Raw genomic sequence first — 23,442 nt, 5'->3', positions numbered from 1 at the left:
AAAAGGTTCTAGGACAGGCCAACGTCTAAGGTCATCATAATCATAAATCCTCCGATGAATCCCATCGTGGAAATATCGGTGAAATTTCCCTGCTGGGCTTCCGGCACTACTTCTTCTACCACCACAAAGATCATAGCTCCTGCTGCAAAACATAATGCGTAAGGTAAAATAGGTTCAAAGGTCAATACTGCCCATGCCCCCAATACTGCAGCAATAGGTTCTACGATTGCCGACATTTGACCGTAATTAAAACTTTTCCATCGGCTAAGGCCCTGTCTTCGTAGCGGCATGGCAACTGCAAATCCTTCTGGAAAGTTCTGTAATCCAATTCCAAGGGCAAGCGCCACGGCACCACCAATACTGGCTCCTTCAAAACCGGCAGCAACACCTCCAAACAGCACTCCTACGGCAAGCCCTTCAGGAATATTGTGAAGGGTAATGGCCAAGGTCAATAAAACTGATTTATGCCAGGGTGTTTTGATCCCTTCAGATTCGCTCATTTTAAAATTCACGTGTAAATGCGGAAGAATTTTATCAAGACCGAATATAAAAAAAGCACCTAACCCAAATCCCACCAAAGCGGGCACTACTTTTTCAAAACCTTCCCCGGGACTCATTTCAATCCCCGGAGCGAGCAGGCTCCAGAAACTGGCTGCCACCATTACACCCCCGGTAAAACCTAACATTCCATCAAAAAATGCCCGGTTCATTCCTTTAAAAAGAAATACCAGTGAAGCTCCCAAAGCGGTAAGTCCCCAGGTAAACAAAGTAGCAAGAAAAGCTGCATAAACGGGATCCAATGACTCAAAAAAGTCTATAATATTGTTCATTTTAAATTGTTTTAATAAATAGGTTAGTTGATATTTGGTTGGAGATCCTTAGTTCATTTCCATCCATTTTTATAAGCATAGACTGGTCAAAATCTTCCTTTTCCAGAATATATATTTCCTTGCCCAGGGAAATTTTGTTTTTATCTAGATATTGGAGAAATTCTGCAGAAGAATCTTTCACCCCAACACAAATACCGGTTTCCCCTTTTTTAAGTTCTGATAAGAGGACACGGTTTGCAACACTAAAATTGCCCTGAGAATCTGGGATAGGATCCCCATGAGGATCCCTTTTAGGATATTCCAGGAACTTATCCAGCTGATTGGTAAGTTTTTCAGATTTTATATGTTCCAGTTGTTCTGCTACTTCATGAACTTCATCCCAGTTAAAACCAAGCTTATCTACCAGAAAAACTTCCCAAAGTCGGTGTTTTCTAATCACCTCAATGGCTGCGTTTTTTCCGGCTTCACTTAATTTAACCCCCTGGTACTTTTTATAGTTCACCAGGTCTTTGTCTGAAAGCCTCTTCACCATATCTGTTACCGAAGATGCCTTGGTTTGCATTTCCTCTGCAAGCGCGTTCGTACTTACTCCACTTTTGTAGGCTGATTGTAAATGAAAAATGGCCTTTAAGTAGTTTTCTTCAGATAAGCTAAACATGAAATTAATTTTAATTAGGTCAAAAATACATTTTTTAATTCAATTAATCAATTGTTTAGATGAGTCTAAATTATTTTTATACCTTTGCTTAAAATTAATTTGAATGAAGAATTTATTGAGGATAAGTTTAATGTTGTTTATTACAGCTCTTGGGGCTCAAAATGGACCTTTAAAAGGCGTGGTGATGCACGAACAAAAACCGGTTCCTTTTGCGAATATTTCGGTTTCAGGTACCAATCAGGGGACAAGTGCCAATCTTCAGGGGGAATTTTCCATTCAGTTAGAAGCAGAAAAAGTGAACCTTAATATCCAGGCGATAGGTTTTAAAACACGACAGCTTTCCATTAACCCGGTTGATTACGAGAATAAAAAACTTATTATCGAATTGCAGGAAGATGCTTTGGGGCTGGATCAGGTGGTGATTAGTGCCACTAGAAACAGAATAAATTTGAAAGACGCCCCTGTTATCGTAAATGTTCTTAATTCCAAACTTTTTAATGCCACTCAATCAGTTTCAGTAGCTGAGACTTTGAATTTTCAGCCTGGGGTGCGGGTGGAAACCAATTGCCAGAATTGTGGATTTACCCAGGTGAGGTTAAACGGACTTGACGGAAGTTACACTCAGGTCTTGATTAATAGCCGGTCTGTCTTTAGTGCTTTGAATAGCGTTTATGGGTTAGAACAAATTCCTACTTCTATTCTGGATAGAGTAGAGGTTGTTCGTAGTGGTGGATCAGCCCTATTTGGGTCTAATGCTATTGCAGGGACCGTAAATATTATCACTAAAGAGCCGGTATTGAATACCTGGAATATTGCCAGTAATCTTTCTCTTATAAATGGTGAAATTCCAGATCGCACTCTGAATTTCGCAGGTTCGGTGGTTACTGAAGATCTAAATAGCGGGGTTACTATCTACGGGATGAATCGCGAACGTTCTGCATTTGATGCTAACGGAGACGGATTTACGGAAATAACTGAACTTACCAATAATACCCTGGGCGCTAAAGCCTTTCTAAAACCTAACGAATTAAGTAAAATTACACTGGACCTTACAGCGCTCAAGGAATATAGAAGAGGTGGCGATCGCCTGGAACTGGCTCCGCATTTAACCGATATTACCGAAGAATTAGACCATAACACTTTTATTGGCGGACTCACTTATGATTTCTCAAATACCGAAATGACCAATAATTACTCTGTATATGTTTCAGGACAACATACAGACAGAAAAAGTTATTACGGAGGCCTTGGTGGTGGCAGAACTTCCCAGGATAGTACTTCAGCATCAAACGCTTACGGAAATACTAAGGATTTGGCGCTATTAGGAGGTTTTCAATTCACCAGAAATTTTAAAAATGAGGACGTGTTAACTACCGGAATAGAATATAATCACAGCAATACCGAAGATGACATTTCAGGTTACCAACGATTTATAGATCAAGCAGTGAATTCTTATGCTGCTTTTGCCCAATATGAATGGAAGCCTGTGGAGAAGTTTACAGCGCTTATAGGCGCAAGGCTTGATCACATCAATGTTTCTGGAAATTATGCTGTGGAAGATATACAACGGGAATCGCAAATTGATGAAACCGTATTAAGTCCGCGAATAACTTTATTGTATGATATTACTGAGGAATTACAGTTTCGCGGAGGCTATGCCCGTGGTTTTAGAGCGCCACAAGCATTTAATGAAGATCTGCATATATCATCTGTTGGTGGAGAACCTCAATTCGTGATTCTTTCCGAAGATCTTGAGACAGAATTTTCTAATGCTTATACCGCATCTTTCAATTATTCAAAGAGCATCAATAAACTTCAAACTGATTTTCTTCTGGAAGGTTTTTATACCGAATTAAAAAATCCCTTTACCACCGTGAGTACCGGTGCAAGTCTTCCCAATGGCTCTATTCTGAAAGAAGTTAGAAACGGAAGTGGTGCTTATGTAACAGGTACAAATTTTGAAATTGGAGTTTCCCCTTCTTCAGACTTAACCTTTCAACTGGGAGGAACCTATCAGCAATCAATATATAAGGAAGATCAAATTTTATTTGAAGCCGATCCCGCATCGACCACCGAAGAAGATATTAGGATTAGCGAATTTGTAAGAAATCCAGATTTTTATGGGTATTTAAATGTTAATACAGCACCATTCGAAGGATTTACCCTGGATCTTACGGGAACTTATACTGGAAAAATGACCATCCCAAGGGTGATAAATCCTAATGGGTTTTTAGACCTGCGCGAATCTCCTACTTTTTGGGACATGAACTTAAAACTGACTCAGCATTTAGATATTACTGAGAATTTCCACATCAACCTAAGTACGGGTGTCCAGAATGTGTTCAACGCTTATCAGGATGATTTTGACTCGGGCCCTACACGAGATTCAGATTACATCTATGGACCTTCAAGGCCCCGTACTTTTTTCTTCGGAATTAAATTTGGAAATCTTCACAATTAAACCTTAAGCAATGAAACATTTAATAGTCTTTCTTTTTTTAATCGGATTCACGAAAATTCAGGCCCAGGAGGGGGGGGTCAACTGGATAGGTTTTGAAAAACTGGAAGAGTCACTGAAAGAAGAGGTAAAACCTGTAGTGATATATTTCTATACCGATTGGTGTGTGTATTGCAAAAAGATGGAAAAGCACGCTTTTAAAGATTCAGAGATCGTTTCCGCCTTAAATAATGATTACTATGCGGTTAAAATGAATGCTGAAAGTACTGAAGATATTGAATTTGATGGACAGACCTTCACCAATGAACAGGCTAAAACGATGAGAAACGGAATACATCAAATCCCGTTACTGCTGGCAAACCGCAAGGAGAAACCAATTTCATTTCCCGTGATCCTGGTACTTGATGAAGAGTTTAAAGTTCGTAGAAAAAGTTATGAGTATCTCACGTCAGAGAAATTAAAAATTTTGATCAAAATTTAAATCCAGATTAATCTATTGACAAAGGGGTTTTTCATAATTAAATCTGGGTAAAAGCCTTTCGGTGATACATCGGGAGGCTTTTTTATATACCTCTTTCTTTTTGTATCTGCTCGTAAGCTTCCTGAACCTTCGTAAATTTCTCCTGAGCTCCTTTACGGTAAGCCTCGTCCATATGGCCCAGTTTATCGGGATGGTATTTTTTAGCCATTTTTCGATATGCTTTTTTTACTTCAGCATCACTGGCAGATTTATCGATTTCAAGAATGGTATAGGCAGAATCTGTATTTTTAAAGAACATCGCCTTGATACTTTCAAAATCCCTTCTGCCAATTTGGAGATAACCCGCAATATCGTTTATTACCTTAGCTTCAGCTTCACTTACGCGGCCATCTGCCTGTGCAATCCCAAAAAGGAAATGTATAATTTGAAGTCTGGTAGGATATTTGGTCCTGGCGGCGAGATATCTGGAAATATTCGAAGCCGAAACCTGCCTGTTTTTAACAACTTCGTTAAAGGTCTTAAAGGTAGCATTGGCACGTTCCTTCCCATAAGCCTGAATAAAATAAGACCTAACATAATCCAGTTCCTGTTGCGAAACATTTCCGTCTGCCTTAATAACAATGGAACTAAGGGATAATAGGTTCAGTTCAAAATCACCTGGGGAAACTCGCTGCTTTTTCTCCCCCGTCATCGAGTTAAAAATACCTCCAGAAGACCGGATATAGTTATCCAAAAGGGAACCTATAATAAAACCTAAAATAGCGCCAGGAAACCTGAAGTACATATATCCCAGCACTGCGGCAAGCCATTTGATCATTGGGCAATTTTCTTTTGCCGCTAAGATAGTATTTTCAATATTTAATTGGCAAACTATGTATTACAGCTTCATACTTTGCTTAAATGATTCCGGCAGGTTATAATTTAATCTTAGAATTTTAGGTTAGGATTTTAAAAGATGGAAAATAGATCAGCGAACTTCCTTTTTTAATTCGTAGCGAATTGAATAAAATGCTTATTGTATTATAAACGTAGAAAAGAATCGCAATTAAATAAAAACTCTGCCAGGTGAAAAGTGTTGTATTTGTACTTAACAGGTTAAATGAAACACCTAAAATGAGGAATACAATTATCAACGCATAGATGACAAGAATCAAAATAATCAAAGAAATTTGAAAGTCCATTACTATTTTTCCAATTTTATTTACGTTTCTTAGATCGTTTCTCTTAAAAAGCCACATTAGTAAGGGAGCTATAATACCGAATAACGGAAAGACCAGAAAGGAAAGAGGCGATAACCCCAGCAGAACGAGGTAATTTTTATCTTTCTTCTTATCAACATTAATAAAATCTTCAGTGGAAATTCCTAAGGCGCTGGAGATCCTTTTCAAGGTGTCGCCTCTGGGAGAGGTCTCGTTATTCTCGATCCTTTGAATAGTTCTCAAACTTACTCCTGATTTCGCCGCCAAAGCTTCCTGGGACATCCCTGATTTAATCCTAAAGTCTTTAATTTTTTGTGATAAGATCATTACTGATTTATATTGTGCTCAAAAGTAAAGTATTCCTGCTTTCTGAGCTATGACTATATTACGCCATTTCTATGACATTTATTTGAAATGCTTCGTTTCTACGGTGAAGCACCTGATAATTCTTAATATTTTCAGCTATAATTTGTGACAGACTTATAAATTGAACCTATTCGTACATAGTAATTTGAGATATGCCCAGCTGAACTTAATTTGGTATCTTTGTATCTCACTAAAGTTTAATATAAAAAATAGAATATATATGTATCCAGCAGATTTAGTAAAACCAATGAGAGAAGATCTTACGAGTATTGGTTTTCAGGAATTACACACCGTAGAAGATGTTGAAAAGGCAATGGAACTTAAGGGAACTACCCTGGTTGTGGTGAATTCAGTTTGTGGTTGTGCTGCAGCCAACGCACGTCCGGGAGCAAGAATGTCTTTGCAGAATGCGAAAAAGCCAGACAACCTGGTAACCGTTTTTGCAGGAGTAGATAAAGAAGCGACGGAGAAAGCCAGAGACCTAATGGTGCCTTTCCCTCCTTCTTCCCCGTCTATGGCATTGTTTAAAGATGGTGAATTGGTTCATATGCTAGAGCGTCACCATATTGAAGGCCGCCCTGCAGATATGATCGCAGAAAACCTTATTGGTGCTTATAACGAATTTTGCTAATTTTCAGTACTTAGTAAAATAAAGGCTGTCTGTAATGTCCTTATTTCGTCAAGCTGTCCCGAAAGCTTTCGGGATTGTTTCAGCTTCTAATTGATCTTGATTTTCAATTAGGTAAGGTCCTGAAATAAATTCAGGATGACGTTCTTCGACTTAATAGACAGCTTTTTTTATGCGCATATCTCAAAAAACTTATTTTTGTACTTTTAATTTAAGATGAAAAGATTTTTTTCCTATCCCTTATCGGTTATTTTCTATATTTTCTTTTTTCTTAGCATGCTCATTTTCCACCCTATACAATGGTTATGCCTGAATTTAAGTGGTTACCAGGCGCATAAAAAGAGCGTGGATATTTTCAATTTTTGCCTACTTCGTTGCCTTAACATACTCGGCACTGGCTTCTCTGTTGAAAATGAATATAATATTCCGGTAAACAGGACCTGCATCTTTGTGGCAAATCACCAGGGAATGTATGATATCCCTCCAATTATCTGGTATTTCAGAAAACATCATCCTAAATTTGTTAGTAAAAAGGAACTGGGAAGAGGAATTCCCAGTATTTCCTTCAACCTTAGGCACGGTGGCTCCGTTTTAATAGACCGAAAGAACCGACGAGAATCCCTTATCAAAATGAGCAAATTTGGAGATTACCTGAAGGAAACCAAAAGGTCTGCCGTTATATTTCCTGAAGGAACCCGCAGTAGAACCGGCGCACCCAAAGAGTTTAGAAAAAATGGAATGATGATGCTATTTAAAAAGCTACCTGAAGCCGTAATAGTTCCCATTACCATTAATAATTCCTGGAAGCTTTTTAAGCATGGTAATTTCCCCATCGATCTTGGAGTAAATGTTCAATTGAAAACCCATGAACCTATAGAAATTGGGAATCAGGATCCTGAAGCTCTGGCCGCTTTGGTAGAAAGGACAATCACCGCTGATATTAGATAATCAAAAATTTATGTCTGAAAATATATTGATCGATAATACGATCAAATTTGTTCAAGAAACCCTTCAAGGGGCTGAAGGCGGTCACGACTGGTTTCACATTGAAAGAGTTCTTAATAATTCCCGTCTTATTGCTAAAGGTGAAAAAGCAAATCTAGAAATAGTGGAATTAGGGGCGCTGCTACACGATATCGCCGATTCAAAATTTCACGGCGGAGATGAAGCTATAGGCCCAAGAATAGCTTCAGATTTTTTAAAATCCCAGGAAGCTTCCGAGGAAGTGATAGATCACGTGATCAATATCATTAATAATATTTCCTTTAAAGGAGGAAATATAGAACAGAAATTTACTTCCGTAGAGCTTGATATCGTTCAGGATGCCGATAGGTTGGATGCGATTGGAGCCATTGGTATTGCCCGTACTTTCAATTACGGCGGATTTAAAGGAAGAGCACTTTATGATCCAGCGATCAAGCCAAATCTAGATATGACCAAAGAAGAATATAAAGCTTCGAATGCTCCCACCATCAATCATTTTTATGAAAAATTACTGCTTCTAAAGAACCGGATGAATACTGCCACCGGAAAAAAAATTGCTGAAGCACGTCATCGATTTATGGAAGGTTATCTTGAACAATTCTATGCTGAGTGGAATGGGGAGAAATAACTGCTATTTCTCTTCCTGACATGCAGGGCAAAAATAAGTGCTTCTTCCTCCTATCTTGATCATTTTGATCTTACCGCTGCATTTTGGACAATCATCGCCTTCGGTTCTGTGAGGACGCAGAAAGGTCTCAGGTAAAGAAGTACCTTCGGTCTTACTTTTGGTAACCGTTTCCAGAACATTCACCATATTTTTATACATTTTCTCCAGCTCATCTTCGCTAAGCTTTTCAGCTTTGGATTTAGGATGAATACCGCTATGATAGAGCACTTCATCTACATATAAATTTCCCAGTCCGGCGATAAATGACTGATCCATTAGAGCAGTTTTTATACTTCCTTTTTTCCTTTTGAATAATTCCAGAAATTCCACTTTATTAAGGTCAGAAGCATGAGGCCCCAGGTTCTTTTCCTTTCTGAAATCTTCAATACTATCTGTTAAGAATAGTTTACCGAATTTCCTTGGACAGATAAAAGATAGTTTACCACCATTTTCGAAATTAAGTGTTAACTGCGCATGTTTATGGATCTCGTCATGCTGGAAATAATCCATTTTTCCTGTCATTCCAAAATGGATCACCAGAAAACCATGTTCCTTCATTTCCAGTAACAGGTATTTCCCAATCTGCGAAGTAGAAACAAATTCATTATTCATCAAAACTTCTTTAAAATCTTTCTTAGGTGATTGAAAGATCTTTTCTGCACCAAGGTCAACTTTCACTATTTTTTGGTGCAAACTGGTAGAATCAACGTATATCTTCTGGTAAGCGACTTCTGGTAATTCAGGCATTTCACTATGTTTAGTTTATGTTGTTAAGTTATCAAATTTAATATCAGTCTGAAAAGGTTCAAAGGTCCATTCACAGAATTACAAACTAACTTTCTAAAACAAGTTCAGCATAAGCAGTAAACCCAACTAAAATTTGAATAAAGCATCAAAAAAGCTTCATCTGGCCATCTTTAAATTCTTCATGAAGTTTACAGTTGAGTTGAGGTCTTTCCCTGTCTTTTAAATATAATTTTTTAGCGATTTTAAATTGCTGTTTTACCTGATCTGCAAATTCGCCTTCTCCCTTCATCCGTGTTCCAAACCGACTATCATTTAGGCTTCCACCGTGAATATTTTCAATTTGATGCAATACTTTTTCGGCCCTGTCTGGTAATGCTTTTCTTATCCAGTCTGAAAATATCTGCCCAATTGCACCATTCAGTCTAACAATAGTATATCCCACTCCTAAAGCGCCCCTTTCGGCAACTTCTTTCACCAGAGGTAAAATCTCATGATTATTAATTGAAGGAATAATGGGTGCCATCATTACGCTTACCGGAATATTTGCTGCGGAAAGTTTTTCTACAGTTTCCAGTCTCTTTTTTATGGAAGCCGTTCGCGGTTCTAAAATTCTGCGGGTTTCTTCTCTAAGAGAGGTAATGGAGATACTTACGTGAATCAAATTGTCATGCGCCAATTCTTTTAGGATATCAATATCTCTCTGGATAAGCGCATTTTTGGTGATCATCCCTACAGGATGCCGGTATTTCAAAAAAGTTTGCAATAAACTGCGGGTGATCTTTAATTTCTTTTCAACAGGCTGGTAACAGTCGGTATTTCCAGAAAGTACGATGGGTTTGGCTTTCCATTTTTTACTGCTCAGCTTTTTTTCTAAAAGTTCAATTGCATTCCTTTTTACCAGGATTTTTTGTTCAAAATCCAGCCCGGCACTATAACCCCAATATTCATGGGAATTTCGAGCATAACAATAAATACAACCATGTTCACAACCCTGGTATGGATTCAGAGAATATTCCATTCCCACATCTGGACTTGTCACCTTATTGATAATGGTTTTTGGGAAGGTTTCAATGATCGTAGTTTTAGATTCCCTGGATTCTTCTCCTTCCGCAGCACAAAAATTAAGAAAATCATCCCGCATTTCATGACTATGCTCATGAAACCGATTGGAAACATTTACCTGTGCTCCTCTCCCTTTTATAAATTCTTGCGAAGACATAAAGCAAAAATATGGAATTTTTCCTTTTTATAGGATTATTTCCAATATAAATAACATAAAAAAGGAGGCAACTGAAAATTTTCTCCAAGTCATGTTAAACAAATTCAGCTTGACGAAAACCTAAAAAATTACCTCTTTTAAATTTCCTATTTACCAGGAAAATCAGCTTTTCGCTTACCCAGGAATGCTGAAGTCCCTTCTTTAAAATCATCTGTTCCAAAGGAGCGTCCAAATTCATTGATTTCGGTTTCAAAACCATTCACTCCATCTTCATAATTTGCGTTCACCGCCTTGATGGCTGCAGAAACTGCAACAGTAGAATTTTTCATAATCTTCCCGGCCATATTTTCAGTAAACTCTATTAATTCATCCACTTCCGTTACATGATTTACCAGATTATATTGTAGAGCCTGGCTTGCATCTATCATTCCTGCAGTCATGATCATTTCCATAGCACGGCCTTTTCCGACTAATTGAGGTAAACGTTGGGTACCTCCATATCCCGGAATGAGTCCCAGAGAAACCTCTGGCAATCCCATTTTCGCATTTTCACTGGCAATTCTAAAATGTGCAGCCATAGCCAATTCGAGTCCGCCGCCCAGTGCAAAGCCATTCACAGCGGCGATTACCGGTTTTGGAAAATTCGCCACATAATTGAATAACTTTTCCTGACCATCTGCGGCCAGTCTCTTGCCTTCTTTTGGTGAATAATCGGCAAACTCACTTATATCTGCGCCAGCTACAAAAGCTTTTTCACCGCTTCCGGTAATAATAACTACTTTTACCTCCTCATTGGTTTTGGCAGATTTAAAAGCATTGTGCAGCTCCTGAATGGTCTCGCGGTTAAGCGCATTTAATTTTTTTGGTCGGTTGATTGTAATTGTAAGAATATTATCCTCAATATTCTCTAAAATATTCTGATAGCTCATAAATTTTATTTTGGAAATCTTACGTTAAATATAGTTCCTTTATTTTGTTTAGAGACAAAGCTAATTGTTCCATTATAGGTTTCTACAATATTTTTTACCATAGCCAAACCAAGGCCCATTCCGCTTGACTTAGTAGTAAACTTTGGCTCGAAAACCTTGTCTTTATTCTCTTCTGAAATTCCAGATCCGTTATCTGAAACCGAGACGCAAACCATATCTTCTTCCTCTTCCACCATGACCAATATATGTGGATCTTCCACATCTTTTAGTGCCTGGGTGGCATTCTTCACTAAATTGGTAACTACTCTAATCAACTGAGTCCTGTCAAATTTAGCCAGGATCTCCTCTTTTTCAGATTTAAATTCAATATACCTTTCGTTAAAGATATCCAGTGCCAGTTTTACTATTTTCGGTACATTAAGAGTTTCATTTTGCTGTGCGGGCATCTTCGCAAAATTTGAAAAAGCCGAAGCGATAGAACTCATGGTATCTATCTGGTTGATTAGCGTATTGCTGTATTCATCAACTTTCTGTTGAATCTCAGGATCATCTTTATCAAAATTCCGCTGAAAACTCTGCACGCTCAACCTCATAGGCGTTAACGGGTTCTTAATCTCGTGCGCCACCTGTTTTGCCATTTCCCTCCAGGCCTGTTCGCGTTCGCTTGTAGCAAGTTTTACTGCACTTTCTTCAAGTTCATCTATCATACTGTTATAAGCCGACACCAGTGCATAAATTTCTTCGGTAGCATTGGAAAGTTCAATTTTCTGATTCCGTTTATCAAGCCTGGTTTGATTGATCTTTTCAGAAATTATCTTCAGGGATTTCGTGATATATTTCGAAAGGAAGAATGAAAGAATAATGGCAATTAACAACATAAACAGATAAACCTCAGCCATTCTTACCAGGAAATTATTGAGGTCGCGATTAAGCAAACTATCATCCTGGAGATATGGCAAATAAAGAATTGCCAGGGGTTTAAATCTATGATCGGTTATATAACTGTAGGAAGATTGGTATTTCTGACCATTTATCTCGGTCTTTTTTAAATATCTCTTATCTGAAGTTGCATCCAGCTTATCCAGAGTTTCTTTAGGGATTTTTACTTCCGTAGTATCCTTAAAAAAGGATTCGTCAGATTTAATAATGAGATGTCCCTCGAGATCATAAATATGAATCTGCATTTCATGAACCTCAGCCATCTCGTCAATTTTATGACGTTCATTGAAAATTGGTTCAAGATTTTCAGTATCTATCACATAAGTGGTACTGGCCAGTACAAATTTGATATTTTCAAGAATTGCCTTCTGCTTTCTCTCCAAACGCTCTTTATGGTAATTTTCAGCTTCCTGTTTGTATTGATATACAGTTACCCCAAATATCAAAATAGAGGCGCCCAGCACCAATAAAATCATGGAGATAAAAATTCGGGTTCGTAAGGATAACTTAAGCAGTCTCATATGCGCTAGCTTGCCACATTGTTTACAATTATCGCACCATTTCAGGCATCTGGATTTTTAGCGCGTATTCTTTTGTAGAGTTTAATTCCCAACATAAGCATGATGCCCAGCAAGAAAATTCCAAGCACACCATATATCCAGTTGAGCGCATCCCTCACGATCACCAGAAATATTACTGAAAAAAGAATTAAGGTAGAGCCTTCATTCCAGATCCTCATTTGGTTTGAGGTCCATTTCACGACATCCTTCTGAAGCTGCTTAAAAATGAAATGACATTTGATGTGGTAGGCAAACAGCAATACCACAAAACCGAGTTTTACGTGCATCCATGGCTGCTGAAGCCATTCCGGAATCAAAAATAGCAGAAGAAAAGCAAAAAAACTTGCCAGTACCGCTGAAGGCCAGGTGATGATAAACCAAAGCCGTTTTGCCATCAGTTTTAATTGCTTTAACAAAATAGACCTTTCCGGCTCCCCTTTATTATTTGCTTCAATATGATATATAAAGAGGCGTGGAATATAGAATAAACCTGCAAACCAGGTGATCACAAAGATCAAATGCAGTGCTTTTATATAATTATAGTATTCCATTAATCTTCAGCTTCAACAAATAGGTAATTCAGGTCCAACTTGTTAAATTGTTCATTGAATTCCCTCACTTCGTTTTCAAGCAAATTATTAAAACTATCCAGTTGAGCATTGACTTTTACAGTAAGTTCATTTTTTACCTGAATATCCTGTGTGGTAGGTGGAAAATCGTCCATTCCTACCAGGCTGTTTAAATGTGCCAGTTTATTCGTAAGTTTTATCGGAAAATTCAAAGGATCCTGGTTACTTCTATTTTTAGTCTGATATAATTCATTTTCAATTTCAGAAAGCTGCTCGCTGAGTTTCTTTGCTTTTTCGAGTAGCGGTTCCACTTTTTCATTTCCTTTATATTGCTTCTGAAAATCCTTTAGTTGTGCATCTACTTTTCTCATTTTACTGATGGATTTATGTGCTTTATCCACCGTTTTATTCACACTGCTAATGAAATCATATTGTTGCTGCATTCCGGTAATATCAGCTTCTGCATTTTCATCAGGTAAAATTTTGAATTCCTCTGCTAAAACTTCATTGCCAATTTCCAAAACTACTTTGTAATCTCCCGGAACGGCTTGTGGCGCATCGGTACTTGCCCACCACAGGATCATTCCATCAAGTTTTTCAGCTCCTTCTCCACGCATATTCCAGGTATGCATATTTGCACCCTCGCTTACTTCCAGCTTATTCTTTTCAGCATCGGTACTAAAACTTTGAATAGTATCATTGGAGGCATCCAGATAACTTATTTTAACTTTCTTCTCTTCAGGATCCTTCAGATAAAAATAAGTAACGACACCGGAAGGATGATTGGTGCCGGCTGTTTGTGATTTAGAGGAACTACCACCCATCCTGTAGCTGTCTTTCGGCTTAAAAAGTATGTTTTCCTTTTTTTCAACTTCAGATAACTGATGTATTAAGGACAAATCATCAAGGATCCACAGGCTTCTTCCCTGAGTCGCTACGATTAGGTTATTATCTTTAATAGCGAGATCTGTAATGGGAACTATCGGCAGATTCAACTGAAAAGGTTTCCAGTTTGCACCATCATCAAAAGAAATATACATTCCAGTTTCTGTTCCTGCATATAATAAGCCTTGTTGTTTTGGGTCTTCCCTTAACACCCGGGTAAAATGCTCCTCCGGGATTCCATTGGTTATTTTTTTCCAGGTTTCACCATAATTGGTTGTTTTATAAAGATATGGAGTAAAATCTCCTAACTTATATCGTGTTCCTGCTACATAGGCAGTTCCGGGATCAAATGAAGAGGGTTCCACGCTGTTGATCATCATCCACTCCGGCATTCCCTTGGGAGTTACATCATGCCAGGTTTCACCAGCATCTTTTGATACATGGATCAGGCCGTCATCACTACCCGTCCATAATAAGCCCGGAGTCCCGGGAGATTCGGCAGCAGCGAAGATCGTACTATAATATTCTACAGATGTATTATCCTGGGTGATAGGACCACCCGAAGATTTCTGTTTGGATTTATCGTTACGGGTAAGATCAGGACTTATTTCTTTCCAGCTCTCTCCTTCATTAGTAGTTACATGAAGATGATTGGAAGCCGTGTACAATTTATCCGGGTTATGAGGAGAGAAAAATATAGGGAAATTCCATTGGAACCTGTATTTCAGGTCTTCTGCTCCATGGCCCATGGGATTATCTGGCCATACGCTTACACTTCGCACCGTTCCTGTTTCGTGATTATAGCGGGTTAAGAACCCATCATAACTACCTCCGTAAACGATATCACTATTTTCAGGATCTACTGCTATATGGGCACTTTCACCTCCTGCGGTTGATTCCCAGTCATTTTCATCAATATTACCGCCTTCAGTTCTGTGAGGAATTCGAACCGTAGAGTTGTCCTGCTGTGCCGCATAAATACGATACGGAAATGCATTATCTGTAGTCACTCTATAAAACTGGGCCGTTGGCTGGTTGTGATAAGTACTCCAGGTTTCCCCTGCATCATAAGTTACCTGGGCTCCACCATCGTCTCCCATGATCATCCGCTGCGGATCTTCCGGCGCAATCCAGAGGTCATGATGGTCTCCATGTGGCGCCCTATCAGATTCAAAAGTTCTACCTCCATCGGTACTTTTATGATAGCTCACATTTAATACATACACTACATCTTCATCCCTGGAATCGGCATATATTCTGGTATAGTACCATGCACGTTGTCTCAGGCTTCGGTCATCGTTTATATGATCCCAGGTTTCCCCTCCATCATCACTTCTATATACACCTCCATTTTCCTTATTTTCAACAATAGCCCACACCCGTTCGCTGTTTGCCGGTGAAACTGTAACCCCAATAATTCCTAAAGTATCCTGAGGAAAACCTTTATTTTTAGAAATTTCATTCCACGTTTCTCCGCTATCGGTACTTTTCCAAAGGGCTGAACCCTCTCCTCCACTGCTTAAGCTATAGGGAGTTCTTTGAACATTCCAGGTAGACGCATATAAAATCCTTGGATTATTAGGATCCATGATTAGATCTACTGCCCCTGACTGATCATTCGAAAAAAGCACTTTTTCCCAGTTCTTTCCACCATCGGTCGTTTTGTAAACCCCACGTTCTTCCGTAGGTTTATAAATATTACCAAGCACCGCTGCATAAGCTGTATTATAATCTTTAGGATGTGTAGCTATCCTTGATACGTGCCGACTTTTTTCTAATCCCGCTTTTTGCCATGTCTTTCCGGCATCTTCCGTTTTCCAGATTCCGTAGCCAGAAGAAACATTCCCTCTAACCGTCTTTTCTCCACCGCCTACATAGATCACATTGGGATCATCTTTGGCTACTTCAATCGCACCTATGGAACCACCAAAAAATCCATCAGAAATATTTTCCCAGCTTCTTCCGCCATTTTCAGTTTTCCATACACCTCCACCGGCAGCTCCAAAATAATAAAGATTTGGCTCCCCGGGAACACCAGTTACTGCAGCACTTCTTCCACCACGAAACGGACCTATCAATCGATATTCCAGGGCATCATATAATTTCTCATCATAGTTCTGAGCAAAAGCATGTTCGGTAAAAATTCCGCTAAGTAAAAAGCATATAAAAATGCTTATCTGAAGTACAATTTTATTCATAGAAATTCAGGTTTGATTGGCTTTAAAGATAAGGATTTAAGTGAATTTTAAAATACCGGCTTATTTAAGAGTTTTTACTATCTCCCTATTCAAAAAAAAGGCCGTCACTATAGTACTAAGAACATCGGCTATTGGAAAAGAAATCCATACCCCAATTTCCCCATAGTAAATGGGTAAAATTAAAATCAACGGAATAAAAATAAAACCCTGCCTGGATAATGTAAGCAGGAATGCGGGAACCGCTTTTCCTATAGCCTGAAAATATGCTGCACCAATAAGCTGAACTGCCACAATGGGAATCGCAGCAAATACCCAGCGCATTGCTGAGGGTGTTTGTTCTATTATTGAAGCTTCAGAAGTAAAAATTCTGACGATACCCGGTGCAAAAAACATGATCCCAAGGAAGATCATTAAACCCATAATACAGGAATATAAAATAGCGGTATTGATGCTTTTTCTAACCCGGGGATATTTACCCGCGCCATAATTAAACCCGGCAATTGGCAGAAAACCCTGGGTCACTCCTAATACCGGAAACAGAGCGAACATAAGCATACGGGCAATAATTGCATATACGGTCACTAATTCTGCTCCGCCCAAATCAAAAAGGATATTGTTCATTAAAAGATAAGTGACACTTACCACCGCCTGCCGTGCCAGAGTAACCACTCCGAGAGAAGAAATTTCCTTTAAGATTGGAAAATCCAGTCGAAAATGGGCTGCGCTAATCTTCAGTTCTGAATTTTTAGAAAGAAAGAACCAGATAATATACCCAAGGCAGCATAAGTAAGATGCAGTGGTAGCCAAAGCTGCACCTTCCATGCCCATATTCAGTTGGTTGATAAGAATATAATCAAGAATTAGGTTTACAACGGAAGGGATGATCATGGCTGTCATCGCGAAACGTGGTTTCCCTTCAGCCCGAATCACATTATTACCCATCATGGCCAAAGCCAGAAAAGGTACTCCACATAAAACAATGATATAATAGATCTTGGCAGGATCAAAAATTTCCCCTTTGCCCCCAAAAGCAGGAATTAGATCGTCCACAAAAATAAGCCCTGGCACTACCAGCGCTATGGCCAGTAAAATTGTGAGAGTTATCTGGTTTCCAAAAGTTTTTAAAGCTTTTGGCTGATCTTCAGCACCTAAAGCCCTGGAAATTATAGATGACCCACCAATACCTATGGCCATTCCAAGCGCTGCAATGAAGAATGAAACCGGAAGTACCACATTAATCGCCGCAATCGCAATGGGTCCAATCCAATTCCCAACGAAAATAGTATCTACCAGAACATTCAGCGACATTACAAGAATTCCTACCGAAGCTGGAAGCGCTTGTTGTATCAAAAGTTTACCAATGGGTTTTTCTCCCAGTTCTCTTGAATTCTTACGAGCCATTAAGCTTCAACAGACTTTTGATGTGCCCATTCGTCAATCCATCGGGAAAGGACTTTTACCCATTCCTCCCTGTCATTTAAACAGGGAACTACGGTAAATTTCTCACCTCCCACTTCATGAAAGATCTCTTCTCCTTCCATTGCTATTTCCTCCAGTGTCTCCAGGCAGTCAGATACAAAAGCCGGAGTTACCACTGCGAGCTTCTTCATTCCCTGTTTTCCAAACCTTTCTATCGTACGGTCTGTATAAGGCTTTAACCATGGGTCGAAACCAAGTCGGGATTGAAAGGAAACGCTGTAGGTATTCGGTTTTAATTCCAGATATTCAGCAACCAACCTGGTGGTTTCATAACATTGGTGACGATAACAAAATTGATGTGCTGTAGAGGCAGTCTGGCAACAGGAGCCGTCAATTTTACAATGTGAGTTGGTGATGTCACTTTTTCTAATATGCCGTTCAGGCACCCCGTGATAAGAAAAAAGAATATGCTCATATTCCTTATCCTGTAAGGATTCTGAAATACTATTTGCCAGAGTTCTTATATAATCTGAATGATTATAAAAAGGTGGAACGGTAGTAAAGCTCATATTGGGAAAATGTTCCTTTCTAAGTTCCTCGGCCAACACCAGTATGGTTTCTGTAGTTGCCATGGCAAATTGCGGGTATAATGGAAAGAGCAATACCTCATCTATTCCCTGATCGTGCAATTCCTGCATTCCCTGTTTAATACCAGGTTTTCCATAACGCATTGCCAGCGAAATTGGAACCGAGGTTTGATCGTCTATTTTCGCCTGTAATCTTTCTGAAAGTACGATTAATGGAGAGCCTTCTTCCCACCATATTTTTTGATAAGCTTCAGCCGATTTTTTTGGTCGGGTATTTAAGACGATTCCTTTTACCAAAAGTGTCCGGGCCCAGAGCGGTACGTCTATCACCCGTTCATCCATTAAAAATTCACCAAGATATCTTTTTACATCTTTTGGGTCGGTACTATCTGGAGACCCAAGGTTGACGAGCAGTACACCTTTACTCATAATTTTTCTTTTTCAGCTCAAAAATAATATTCTCTCTACTTCTACTCTTCACTTTTCAATTGGAGTTTTCTATGATTTGATAAGGCTTAGTTGCCCAAAGCAAATTCAATACATTTGCGCAAATGTTCCCGAAAATTCGGTTCAGAATAAGATTCTATCGTATGACCTCCCCCGGTATAAATTGAAACTCCACCACCGCGATAATTCTGATACCAGGCAATAGGATGAAAATCTCCGTTTTCACCTCCTGAATAAGAAGTATCATCCAGGCTTAAAAGAACATTAAGCCCGTTTGCAATATCCTTATAATTATACCATTCATCGGTTCTTTTCCAGGTATTATCCCTTAAATGTTCAACTGTAGGATGCTGTGGCATTTTCACATTGATGACCGCTTCCTGTATTTCTGGATGACCTTTGAAATAAGCGCCCACCAAATCCCCATACCAGTTCCAGTTAAATTCTGTATCTGCTGCGGCATGTATTCCGAAGAAATTTCCACCATTATCCATATAATTCTGAAATGCTGTCTGTTCTTCCATATTCAAAATATCGCCGGTGGTATTTAAGAATATCACGAGGTTTATCTTGCTCATATCATTTTCAGTAAAAAACCTGCTATCCTGGCTGGTGATACTTTTAAAATTGAGCGCGTCGCCTATTTCCTGTATTGCCTGAATACCGGTTTCAATGGAATTATGCCTGAAGCCCTCGGTTTTGGAAAAAATTAATACCTGTTTATCCTGAGACTGTAGTTTCACCCCAAAGAGAAGAACAAAAACAACAATTAAGTACCGCATAATTAGATCAATTTACTGAGAGTGTATATTTTTTTGGAGTGGTTCCAAATTTCTTTTTAAAGCCGGCTATAAAATGACTGGCAGTGCTATAACCTACCTTCAGGCCGACTTCATTCACATTATATTCTCCGGTTTCCAGCAATTTTCGCGCATATTCCATTTTATAATCAAACAGAAAACTATACACAGAATCTCCATAAATCTGTTTAAAACCTTCTTTCAGCTTTTTAAGGCTTAGACCTATTTCATCTGAAAGTTCCTGAAGAGAAGGCGGTTCAGCCATTCGGGAAATAACGATATCCTTTGCTTTTCTTATTTTTTTAATATTCTCTTCATCACTTAAAAAAGGACATTGTTCCAGATCTGGATTTTCAGCCTTATTAAAATACAGACTTAATAATTCAAACGCTTTCGCCTTAAAATAGAGGTTTTTAATGCTTGGCGTTAAATTAAAGTTCATTAGCTGGTTCAGCACTACGGCCATAGACGGAGAAACCGGTGCATCCTTATAATATTTCTTATCCTTATTATCTGAACTTAAAAAGGTGATATAATCTGCTTCCTGAGAAAACAAGGCATGAAATTTTTTGATCGAAATTACCAGTGAAACAAGCCAGGACTCAGATTCTAAAGAAACATTCAATGGCAGGTCCCGCTGAGGATTATAAAGCAATAAGGAGTTTTCTTCCAGGAGCGGCAATTCGTAATTACCATTGTTGAACAAAAATTTACTGTTTCCCTTCACATTAAAATGAAACTGGATAAAGCTATTATCTATATCCCGGGACATAATTTTAACGTTAGAAGTATCGTTTTGAAACTTTAGTATATAAAATCCATCCTCGATTTTTATCTCTTCAGAGATACTTACAGCGATATTTTTTAATCGATCTTCCATGAAACCAGATTTTTAATTATTTAGAATCAATCTAAACTAAAAGCCTTGTATAAGCTATTATTACTACAAAAGTACGGGATTTTGGAATTTCCCTGCTTATTTTAATGATAATTATCATCTATCGATACATTTAGTGCTTCCAGCGTTATTTTTTAGTTTAGGCATATCCTATTTTTGCATCCGTATTCCCTAAACAGATACATGGAGGATTATCATATTTCTAGAGGAAAGCACTTTTATACGATTGGTTTAAGTTACAAAAAAGCCGATGCCGAAATAAGAGGCCATTTTAGCCTGGACGAATCATCTAAGCAAAGGCTTCTTGAACAGGCCAAAGCTGAAGGAATTGATGCTATATTAGTAACTTCTACCTGTAACCGGACTGAAATTTACGGTTTCGCGCAACATCCTTTTCAGCTTATAAAATTACTCTGCGAACATACTCACGGCACGGTTGAGGAGTTCGAGAAAGTCGCTTATGTGTATAAAAACAAGCAGGCGATCTCTCACATTTTTAACGTAGGGACTGGTTTGGATAGCCAAATACTGGGAGATTTTGAAATAATTAGTCAGTTGAAAGTTGCTTTTGTGAGATCTAAAAAACTGGGGTTGGTCAATGCGTTTTTAGAGCGACTGGTAAATGCAGTAATTCAGGCAAGCAAGCGTATCAAGAACGAAACGGAAATCTCCAGCGGAGCGACTTCTGTTTCATTCGCTTCGGTTCAATATATACTTAAGCACATAGAAAATGTTTCAGAAAAGAATATTTTACTTTTTGGAACCGGTAAGATTGGGAGGAATACCTGTGAAAACCTGGTGAAACATACCCGAAATAATCATATTACCTTAATAAATCGTACGAAAGATAAGGCTGAAAAGATCGCCGGGAAATTCAACCTGATCGTTAAGGATTATGCCGACTTGCAGGCAGAAATAAGGAACAGCGACATTTTAATTGTCGCCACAGGTGCTCAAAATCCTACGATTTCTAAAGAACTTATCTATCCTAAAAAAGAATTGCTGGTGTTGGATCTTTCCATTCCGAAAAATGTTTCAGATGATGTTCGTGAACTTGAAAATGTAAAATTGATCCATTTAGATCATCTTTCTCAGATGACCGACGAAACTTTGGAAAAAAGAAAGCAATTTATTCCGCAGGCAAAAGAAATCATCGCTGAAGTGGAAGAAGATTTTAACCAGTGGCTGGAAACCCGAAAATTCGCGCCAACCATCAAAGCCTTAAAGAAAAAGCTGAGAATGATGAAAGACGCTGAATTGGATTTTCAACGAAAAAAAATAACCGATTTTAACGATGAACAGGCTGAAATTGTAAGTAACAGGATCATTCAAAAGATCATGAAACACTTTGCCAATCATCTAAAAGGAGATACAGAAACTACCGATGAGAGCCTGGAACTTATCCAAAAAGTCTTTCAGCTTGAAGAAGTTACCAAATGAGCAAAGTAATAAAAATTGGGACGCGAGATAGTGAGTTAGCACTATGGCAAGCCAAAACAGTTCAAAATGCTCTTGAAAAAACAGGTCATAAAACTGAATTGGTTCCTGTAAAATCTACCGGAGATCTCAACCTGGATCAACCATTGTACGAAATGGGCATCACCGGAATTTTCACGAAGACCCTGGACGTTGCTATGATAAAGGGAGAAATAGACATCGCCGTTCACTCTATGAAAGATGTTCCCACCGCTCTTCCCAAAGGAATCGTGGAAGGCGCCGTTATGAAAAGGGCTAGCAGCAAGGATATTCTTATCCATAAAGGAGTTGAGTTTCTGGAATCGCAAGAAGGTACTATTGCCACAGGTAGTTTACGTAGAAAATCACAGTGGCTTCATAAATACCCCAAACATAAAGTAGTTGATCTTCGTGGAAATGTGAACACCCGCATGCAGAAGCTGAATGATAATAACTGGGACGGAGCAATTTTCGCTGCCGCCGGCCTGGAACGCATCGAAATAAAACCTGAAAATTTTATAGACCTCAACTGGATGATCCCCGCTCCTGCACAGGGCGCAATGCTGGTGGTTGCTATGGAAAAAGATAACTACTGCCGGGAAGCCTTAGCGATTTTAAATCATGAGGATTCTAAGCTTTGCGTACATATTGAAAGAGAGTTTCTAAAAGTCCTGGAAGGTGGTTGTACCGCACCGATAGGAGCTTTGGCCAAAAGAGTGAATGATCATATCCATTTTCACGGAGCTTTATTCAGCCTGGATGGAAAACAAAAGATTGAAGTAGAAAGAGCGCTTCCTATAAATCAAGTTCAGAATATGGGCAGAGAATGTGCGCTGGAAGTTTTAGAAAATGGTGGTAAGGAGCTTATGGCCCAGATTAAATCTTTTCTAAACAATTGATCTATGGCCACGGTTCTTTCCACAAAAAAGCTGGCTGTTAATCAAAAAGAGTTGTTGCTCAATAGCGGAATTAGTTTTGTGGAATTCAACGCAATTTCTATTAAGTTCATTGATTTTGCTTTAAAGTCTCAATGTATAAAAAATGCGATTTTTACCAGTAAAAATGCAATGAAAGCTATTGAAGGAAAAGATATTAGTATTGAAAAGTGCTTTTGTGTGGGAGATAAAACTGCTGCCTTCGCTTCGAAAAAAGGATATTCTGTTGAAGAAAAAGGAAATAACGCTAAAGCCTTAGCCGAAAAAATAATTAGTGGACACGTAAAAGAAAGGTTTCATTTTTTCAGTGGAAATAAACGTCGGGAGGAATTACCCGGTTTACTTAAAAAAAACTGTATTAAATTTACTGAAATAGAAGTTTACGAAACACTGCTGAATCCTAAAAAATTTGAATCTCAATTTGATGGGATTATGTTTTTCAGTCCCAGCGGAGTTCAAAGTTATACAGCCCAGAATCAGTTAAAGACCACGGCTTTTTGTATTGGGGAAACAACCGCTTCAGAAGCCAGAAAACACACAGAGAATATAATAATAGCCACAAAACCGGCTATTGAAAATGTGAT

22 protein-coding genes are annotated in these 23,442 nt (G+C 38.7%); 8 read left to right on the top strand and 14 right to left on the bottom strand.

Features of this window, described 5'->3' with window-relative positions; translation table 11 throughout:
• Positions 1 to 8: 8 nt before the first annotated feature.
• Together Q1K34_RS15845 and Q1K34_RS15840 are read right to left on the bottom strand one after the other, a co-directional pair.
• Complete coding sequence (locus tag Q1K34_RS15845; protein WP_300441054.1) at positions 9 to 830, bottom strand: ZIP family metal transporter; 822 nt, start codon at positions 828 to 830, stop codon at positions 9 to 11.
• Position 831: 1 nt separating this feature from the next.
• The gene (locus tag Q1K34_RS15840; protein ID WP_300441051.1) at positions 832 to 1,488 is read right to left on the bottom strand and encodes a metal-dependent transcriptional regulator; all 657 of its coding nucleotides are present in this window, start codon (positions 1,486 to 1,488) and stop codon (positions 832 to 834) included.
• 103 nt (positions 1,489 to 1,591) lie between these two features.
• On the opposite strand from Q1K34_RS15840, the gene Q1K34_RS15835 reads away from it, so the two are divergent.
• Together Q1K34_RS15835 and Q1K34_RS15830 are read left to right on the top strand one after the other, a co-directional pair.
• The gene (locus tag Q1K34_RS15835) at positions 1,592 to 3,949 is read left to right on the top strand and encodes a TonB-dependent receptor (protein WP_300441048.1); all 2,358 of its coding nucleotides are present in this window, start codon (positions 1,592 to 1,594) and stop codon (positions 3,947 to 3,949) included.
• A 10-nt stretch (positions 3,950 to 3,959) separates the two neighbouring features.
• The gene (locus Q1K34_RS15830) at positions 3,960 to 4,427 is read left to right on the top strand and encodes a thioredoxin fold domain-containing protein (RefSeq protein WP_300441045.1); all 468 of its coding nucleotides are present in this window, start codon (positions 3,960 to 3,962) and stop codon (positions 4,425 to 4,427) included.
• A gap of 82 nt (positions 4,428 to 4,509) precedes the next feature.
• Here Q1K34_RS15830 and Q1K34_RS15825 read toward each other — a convergent pair whose 3' ends face one another.
• Positions 4,510 to 5,244 (bottom strand): TerB family tellurite resistance protein, encoded by a 735-nt coding sequence (locus Q1K34_RS15825; RefSeq protein ID WP_300441042.1) that lies wholly within the window; start codon positions 5,242 to 5,244, stop codon positions 4,510 to 4,512.
• Positions 5,245 to 5,362: 118 nt separating this feature from the next.
• The gene (locus Q1K34_RS15820; protein ID WP_300441039.1) at positions 5,363 to 5,953 is read right to left on the bottom strand and encodes a helix-turn-helix domain-containing protein; all 591 of its coding nucleotides are present in this window, start codon (positions 5,951 to 5,953) and stop codon (positions 5,363 to 5,365) included.
• A 259-nt stretch (positions 5,954 to 6,212) separates the two neighbouring features.
• Between Q1K34_RS15820 and Q1K34_RS15815 the strand changes: the two genes are divergently transcribed.
• From Q1K34_RS15815 to Q1K34_RS15805, 3 genes are all read left to right on the top strand, one after another.
• On the top strand, positions 6,213 to 6,623 hold the full coding sequence (locus Q1K34_RS15815) for a BrxA/BrxB family bacilliredoxin (RefSeq protein ID WP_089666164.1): 411 nt from the start codon (positions 6,213 to 6,215) through the stop codon (positions 6,621 to 6,623).
• A gap of 213 nt (positions 6,624 to 6,836) precedes the next feature.
• On the top strand, positions 6,837 to 7,568 hold the full coding sequence (locus tag Q1K34_RS15810) for a lysophospholipid acyltransferase family protein (RefSeq protein WP_300441033.1): 732 nt from the start codon (positions 6,837 to 6,839) through the stop codon (positions 7,566 to 7,568).
• Positions 7,569 to 7,578: 10 nt separating this feature from the next.
• A complete protein-coding gene (locus Q1K34_RS15805; protein ID WP_300441030.1) occupies positions 7,579 to 8,232 on the top strand; it encodes an HD domain-containing protein in 654 nt (217 codons plus the stop codon).
• A 3-nt stretch (positions 8,233 to 8,235) separates the two neighbouring features.
• Here the strand turns inward: Q1K34_RS15805 and Q1K34_RS15800 are convergent, their stop codons facing one another.
• The 10 genes from Q1K34_RS15800 to Q1K34_RS15755 all read right to left on the bottom strand — a co-directional run bounded on the left by Q1K34_RS15800 (position 8,236) and on the right by Q1K34_RS15755 (position 20,450).
• Positions 8,236 to 9,018: a DNA-formamidopyrimidine glycosylase family protein gene (locus Q1K34_RS15800; protein WP_300441028.1), complete on the bottom strand. Its 783-nt coding sequence runs from the start codon at positions 9,016 to 9,018 to the stop codon at positions 8,236 to 8,238.
• 145 nt (positions 9,019 to 9,163) lie between these two features.
• Complete coding sequence (locus tag Q1K34_RS15795) at positions 9,164 to 10,237, bottom strand: PA0069 family radical SAM protein (protein ID WP_300441025.1); 1,074 nt, start codon at positions 10,235 to 10,237, stop codon at positions 9,164 to 9,166.
• A gap of 146 nt (positions 10,238 to 10,383) precedes the next feature.
• Complete coding sequence (locus Q1K34_RS15790; RefSeq protein WP_300441022.1) at positions 10,384 to 11,166, bottom strand: enoyl-CoA hydratase-related protein; 783 nt, start codon at positions 11,164 to 11,166, stop codon at positions 10,384 to 10,386.
• 5 nt (positions 11,167 to 11,171) lie between these two features.
• Positions 11,172 to 12,626 (bottom strand): ATP-binding protein, encoded by a 1,455-nt coding sequence (locus Q1K34_RS15785; protein ID WP_300441020.1) that lies wholly within the window; start codon positions 12,624 to 12,626, stop codon positions 11,172 to 11,174.
• A 41-nt stretch (positions 12,627 to 12,667) separates the two neighbouring features.
• Positions 12,668 to 13,216 (bottom strand): CopD family protein, encoded by a 549-nt coding sequence (locus tag Q1K34_RS15780; protein ID WP_300441017.1) that lies wholly within the window; start codon positions 13,214 to 13,216, stop codon positions 12,668 to 12,670.
• Positions 13,216 to 16,317 (bottom strand): glycosyl hydrolase, encoded by a 3,102-nt coding sequence (locus Q1K34_RS15775; protein ID WP_300441014.1) that lies wholly within the window; start codon positions 16,315 to 16,317, stop codon positions 13,216 to 13,218. Before Q1K34_RS15775 ends, Q1K34_RS15780 begins: the two co-directional genes overlap by 1 nt.
• A 60-nt stretch (positions 16,318 to 16,377) precedes the next feature.
• Positions 16,378 to 17,718, bottom strand: a complete 1,341-nt coding sequence (locus tag Q1K34_RS15770; protein ID WP_300441010.1) for an MATE family efflux transporter — start codon at positions 17,716 to 17,718, stop codon at positions 16,378 to 16,380.
• Positions 17,718 to 18,752 (bottom strand): ferrochelatase, encoded by a 1,035-nt coding sequence (gene hemH, locus Q1K34_RS15765; protein WP_300441008.1) that lies wholly within the window; start codon positions 18,750 to 18,752, stop codon positions 17,718 to 17,720. Before hemH ends, Q1K34_RS15770 begins: the two co-directional genes overlap by 1 nt.
• An 86-nt stretch (positions 18,753 to 18,838) precedes the next feature.
• Positions 18,839 to 19,552, bottom strand: a complete 714-nt coding sequence (locus Q1K34_RS15760; RefSeq protein WP_300441004.1) for a ThuA domain-containing protein — start codon at positions 19,550 to 19,552, stop codon at positions 18,839 to 18,841.
• 7 nt (positions 19,553 to 19,559) lie between these two features.
• A complete protein-coding gene (locus tag Q1K34_RS15755) occupies positions 19,560 to 20,450 on the bottom strand; it encodes an AraC family transcriptional regulator (RefSeq protein WP_300441001.1) in 891 nt (296 codons plus the stop codon).
• Positions 20,451 to 20,651: 201 nt separating this feature from the next.
• Between Q1K34_RS15755 and hemA the strand changes: the two genes are divergently transcribed.
• From hemA to Q1K34_RS15740, 3 genes are all read left to right on the top strand, one after another.
• The gene (gene hemA / locus Q1K34_RS15750; RefSeq protein WP_300440999.1) at positions 20,652 to 21,908 is read left to right on the top strand and encodes a glutamyl-tRNA reductase; all 1,257 of its coding nucleotides are present in this window, start codon (positions 20,652 to 20,654) and stop codon (positions 21,906 to 21,908) included.
• Positions 21,905 to 22,822 carry a hydroxymethylbilane synthase gene (gene hemC / locus Q1K34_RS15745; RefSeq protein ID WP_300440996.1) on the top strand — a complete coding sequence of 306 codons (918 nt, stop codon included), beginning with the start codon at positions 21,905 to 21,907 and terminating at the stop codon, positions 22,820 to 22,822. The genes hemA and hemC overlap by 4 nt, the downstream gene beginning before the upstream one ends.
• A gap of 3 nt (positions 22,823 to 22,825) precedes the next feature.
• On the top strand, positions 22,826 to 23,442 hold a 617-nt coding region (locus Q1K34_RS15740; RefSeq protein ID WP_300440993.1), incomplete at its 3' end, for a uroporphyrinogen-III synthase.

The sequence above is a fragment of the Christiangramia sp. genome, assembly GCF_029937855.1.
GTDB lineage: Bacteria > Bacteroidota > Bacteroidia > Flavobacteriales > Flavobacteriaceae > Christiangramia.
Note: the sequence above shows the minus strand (reverse complement) of the source record. Positions and strands in the feature narration are given on the sequence as shown.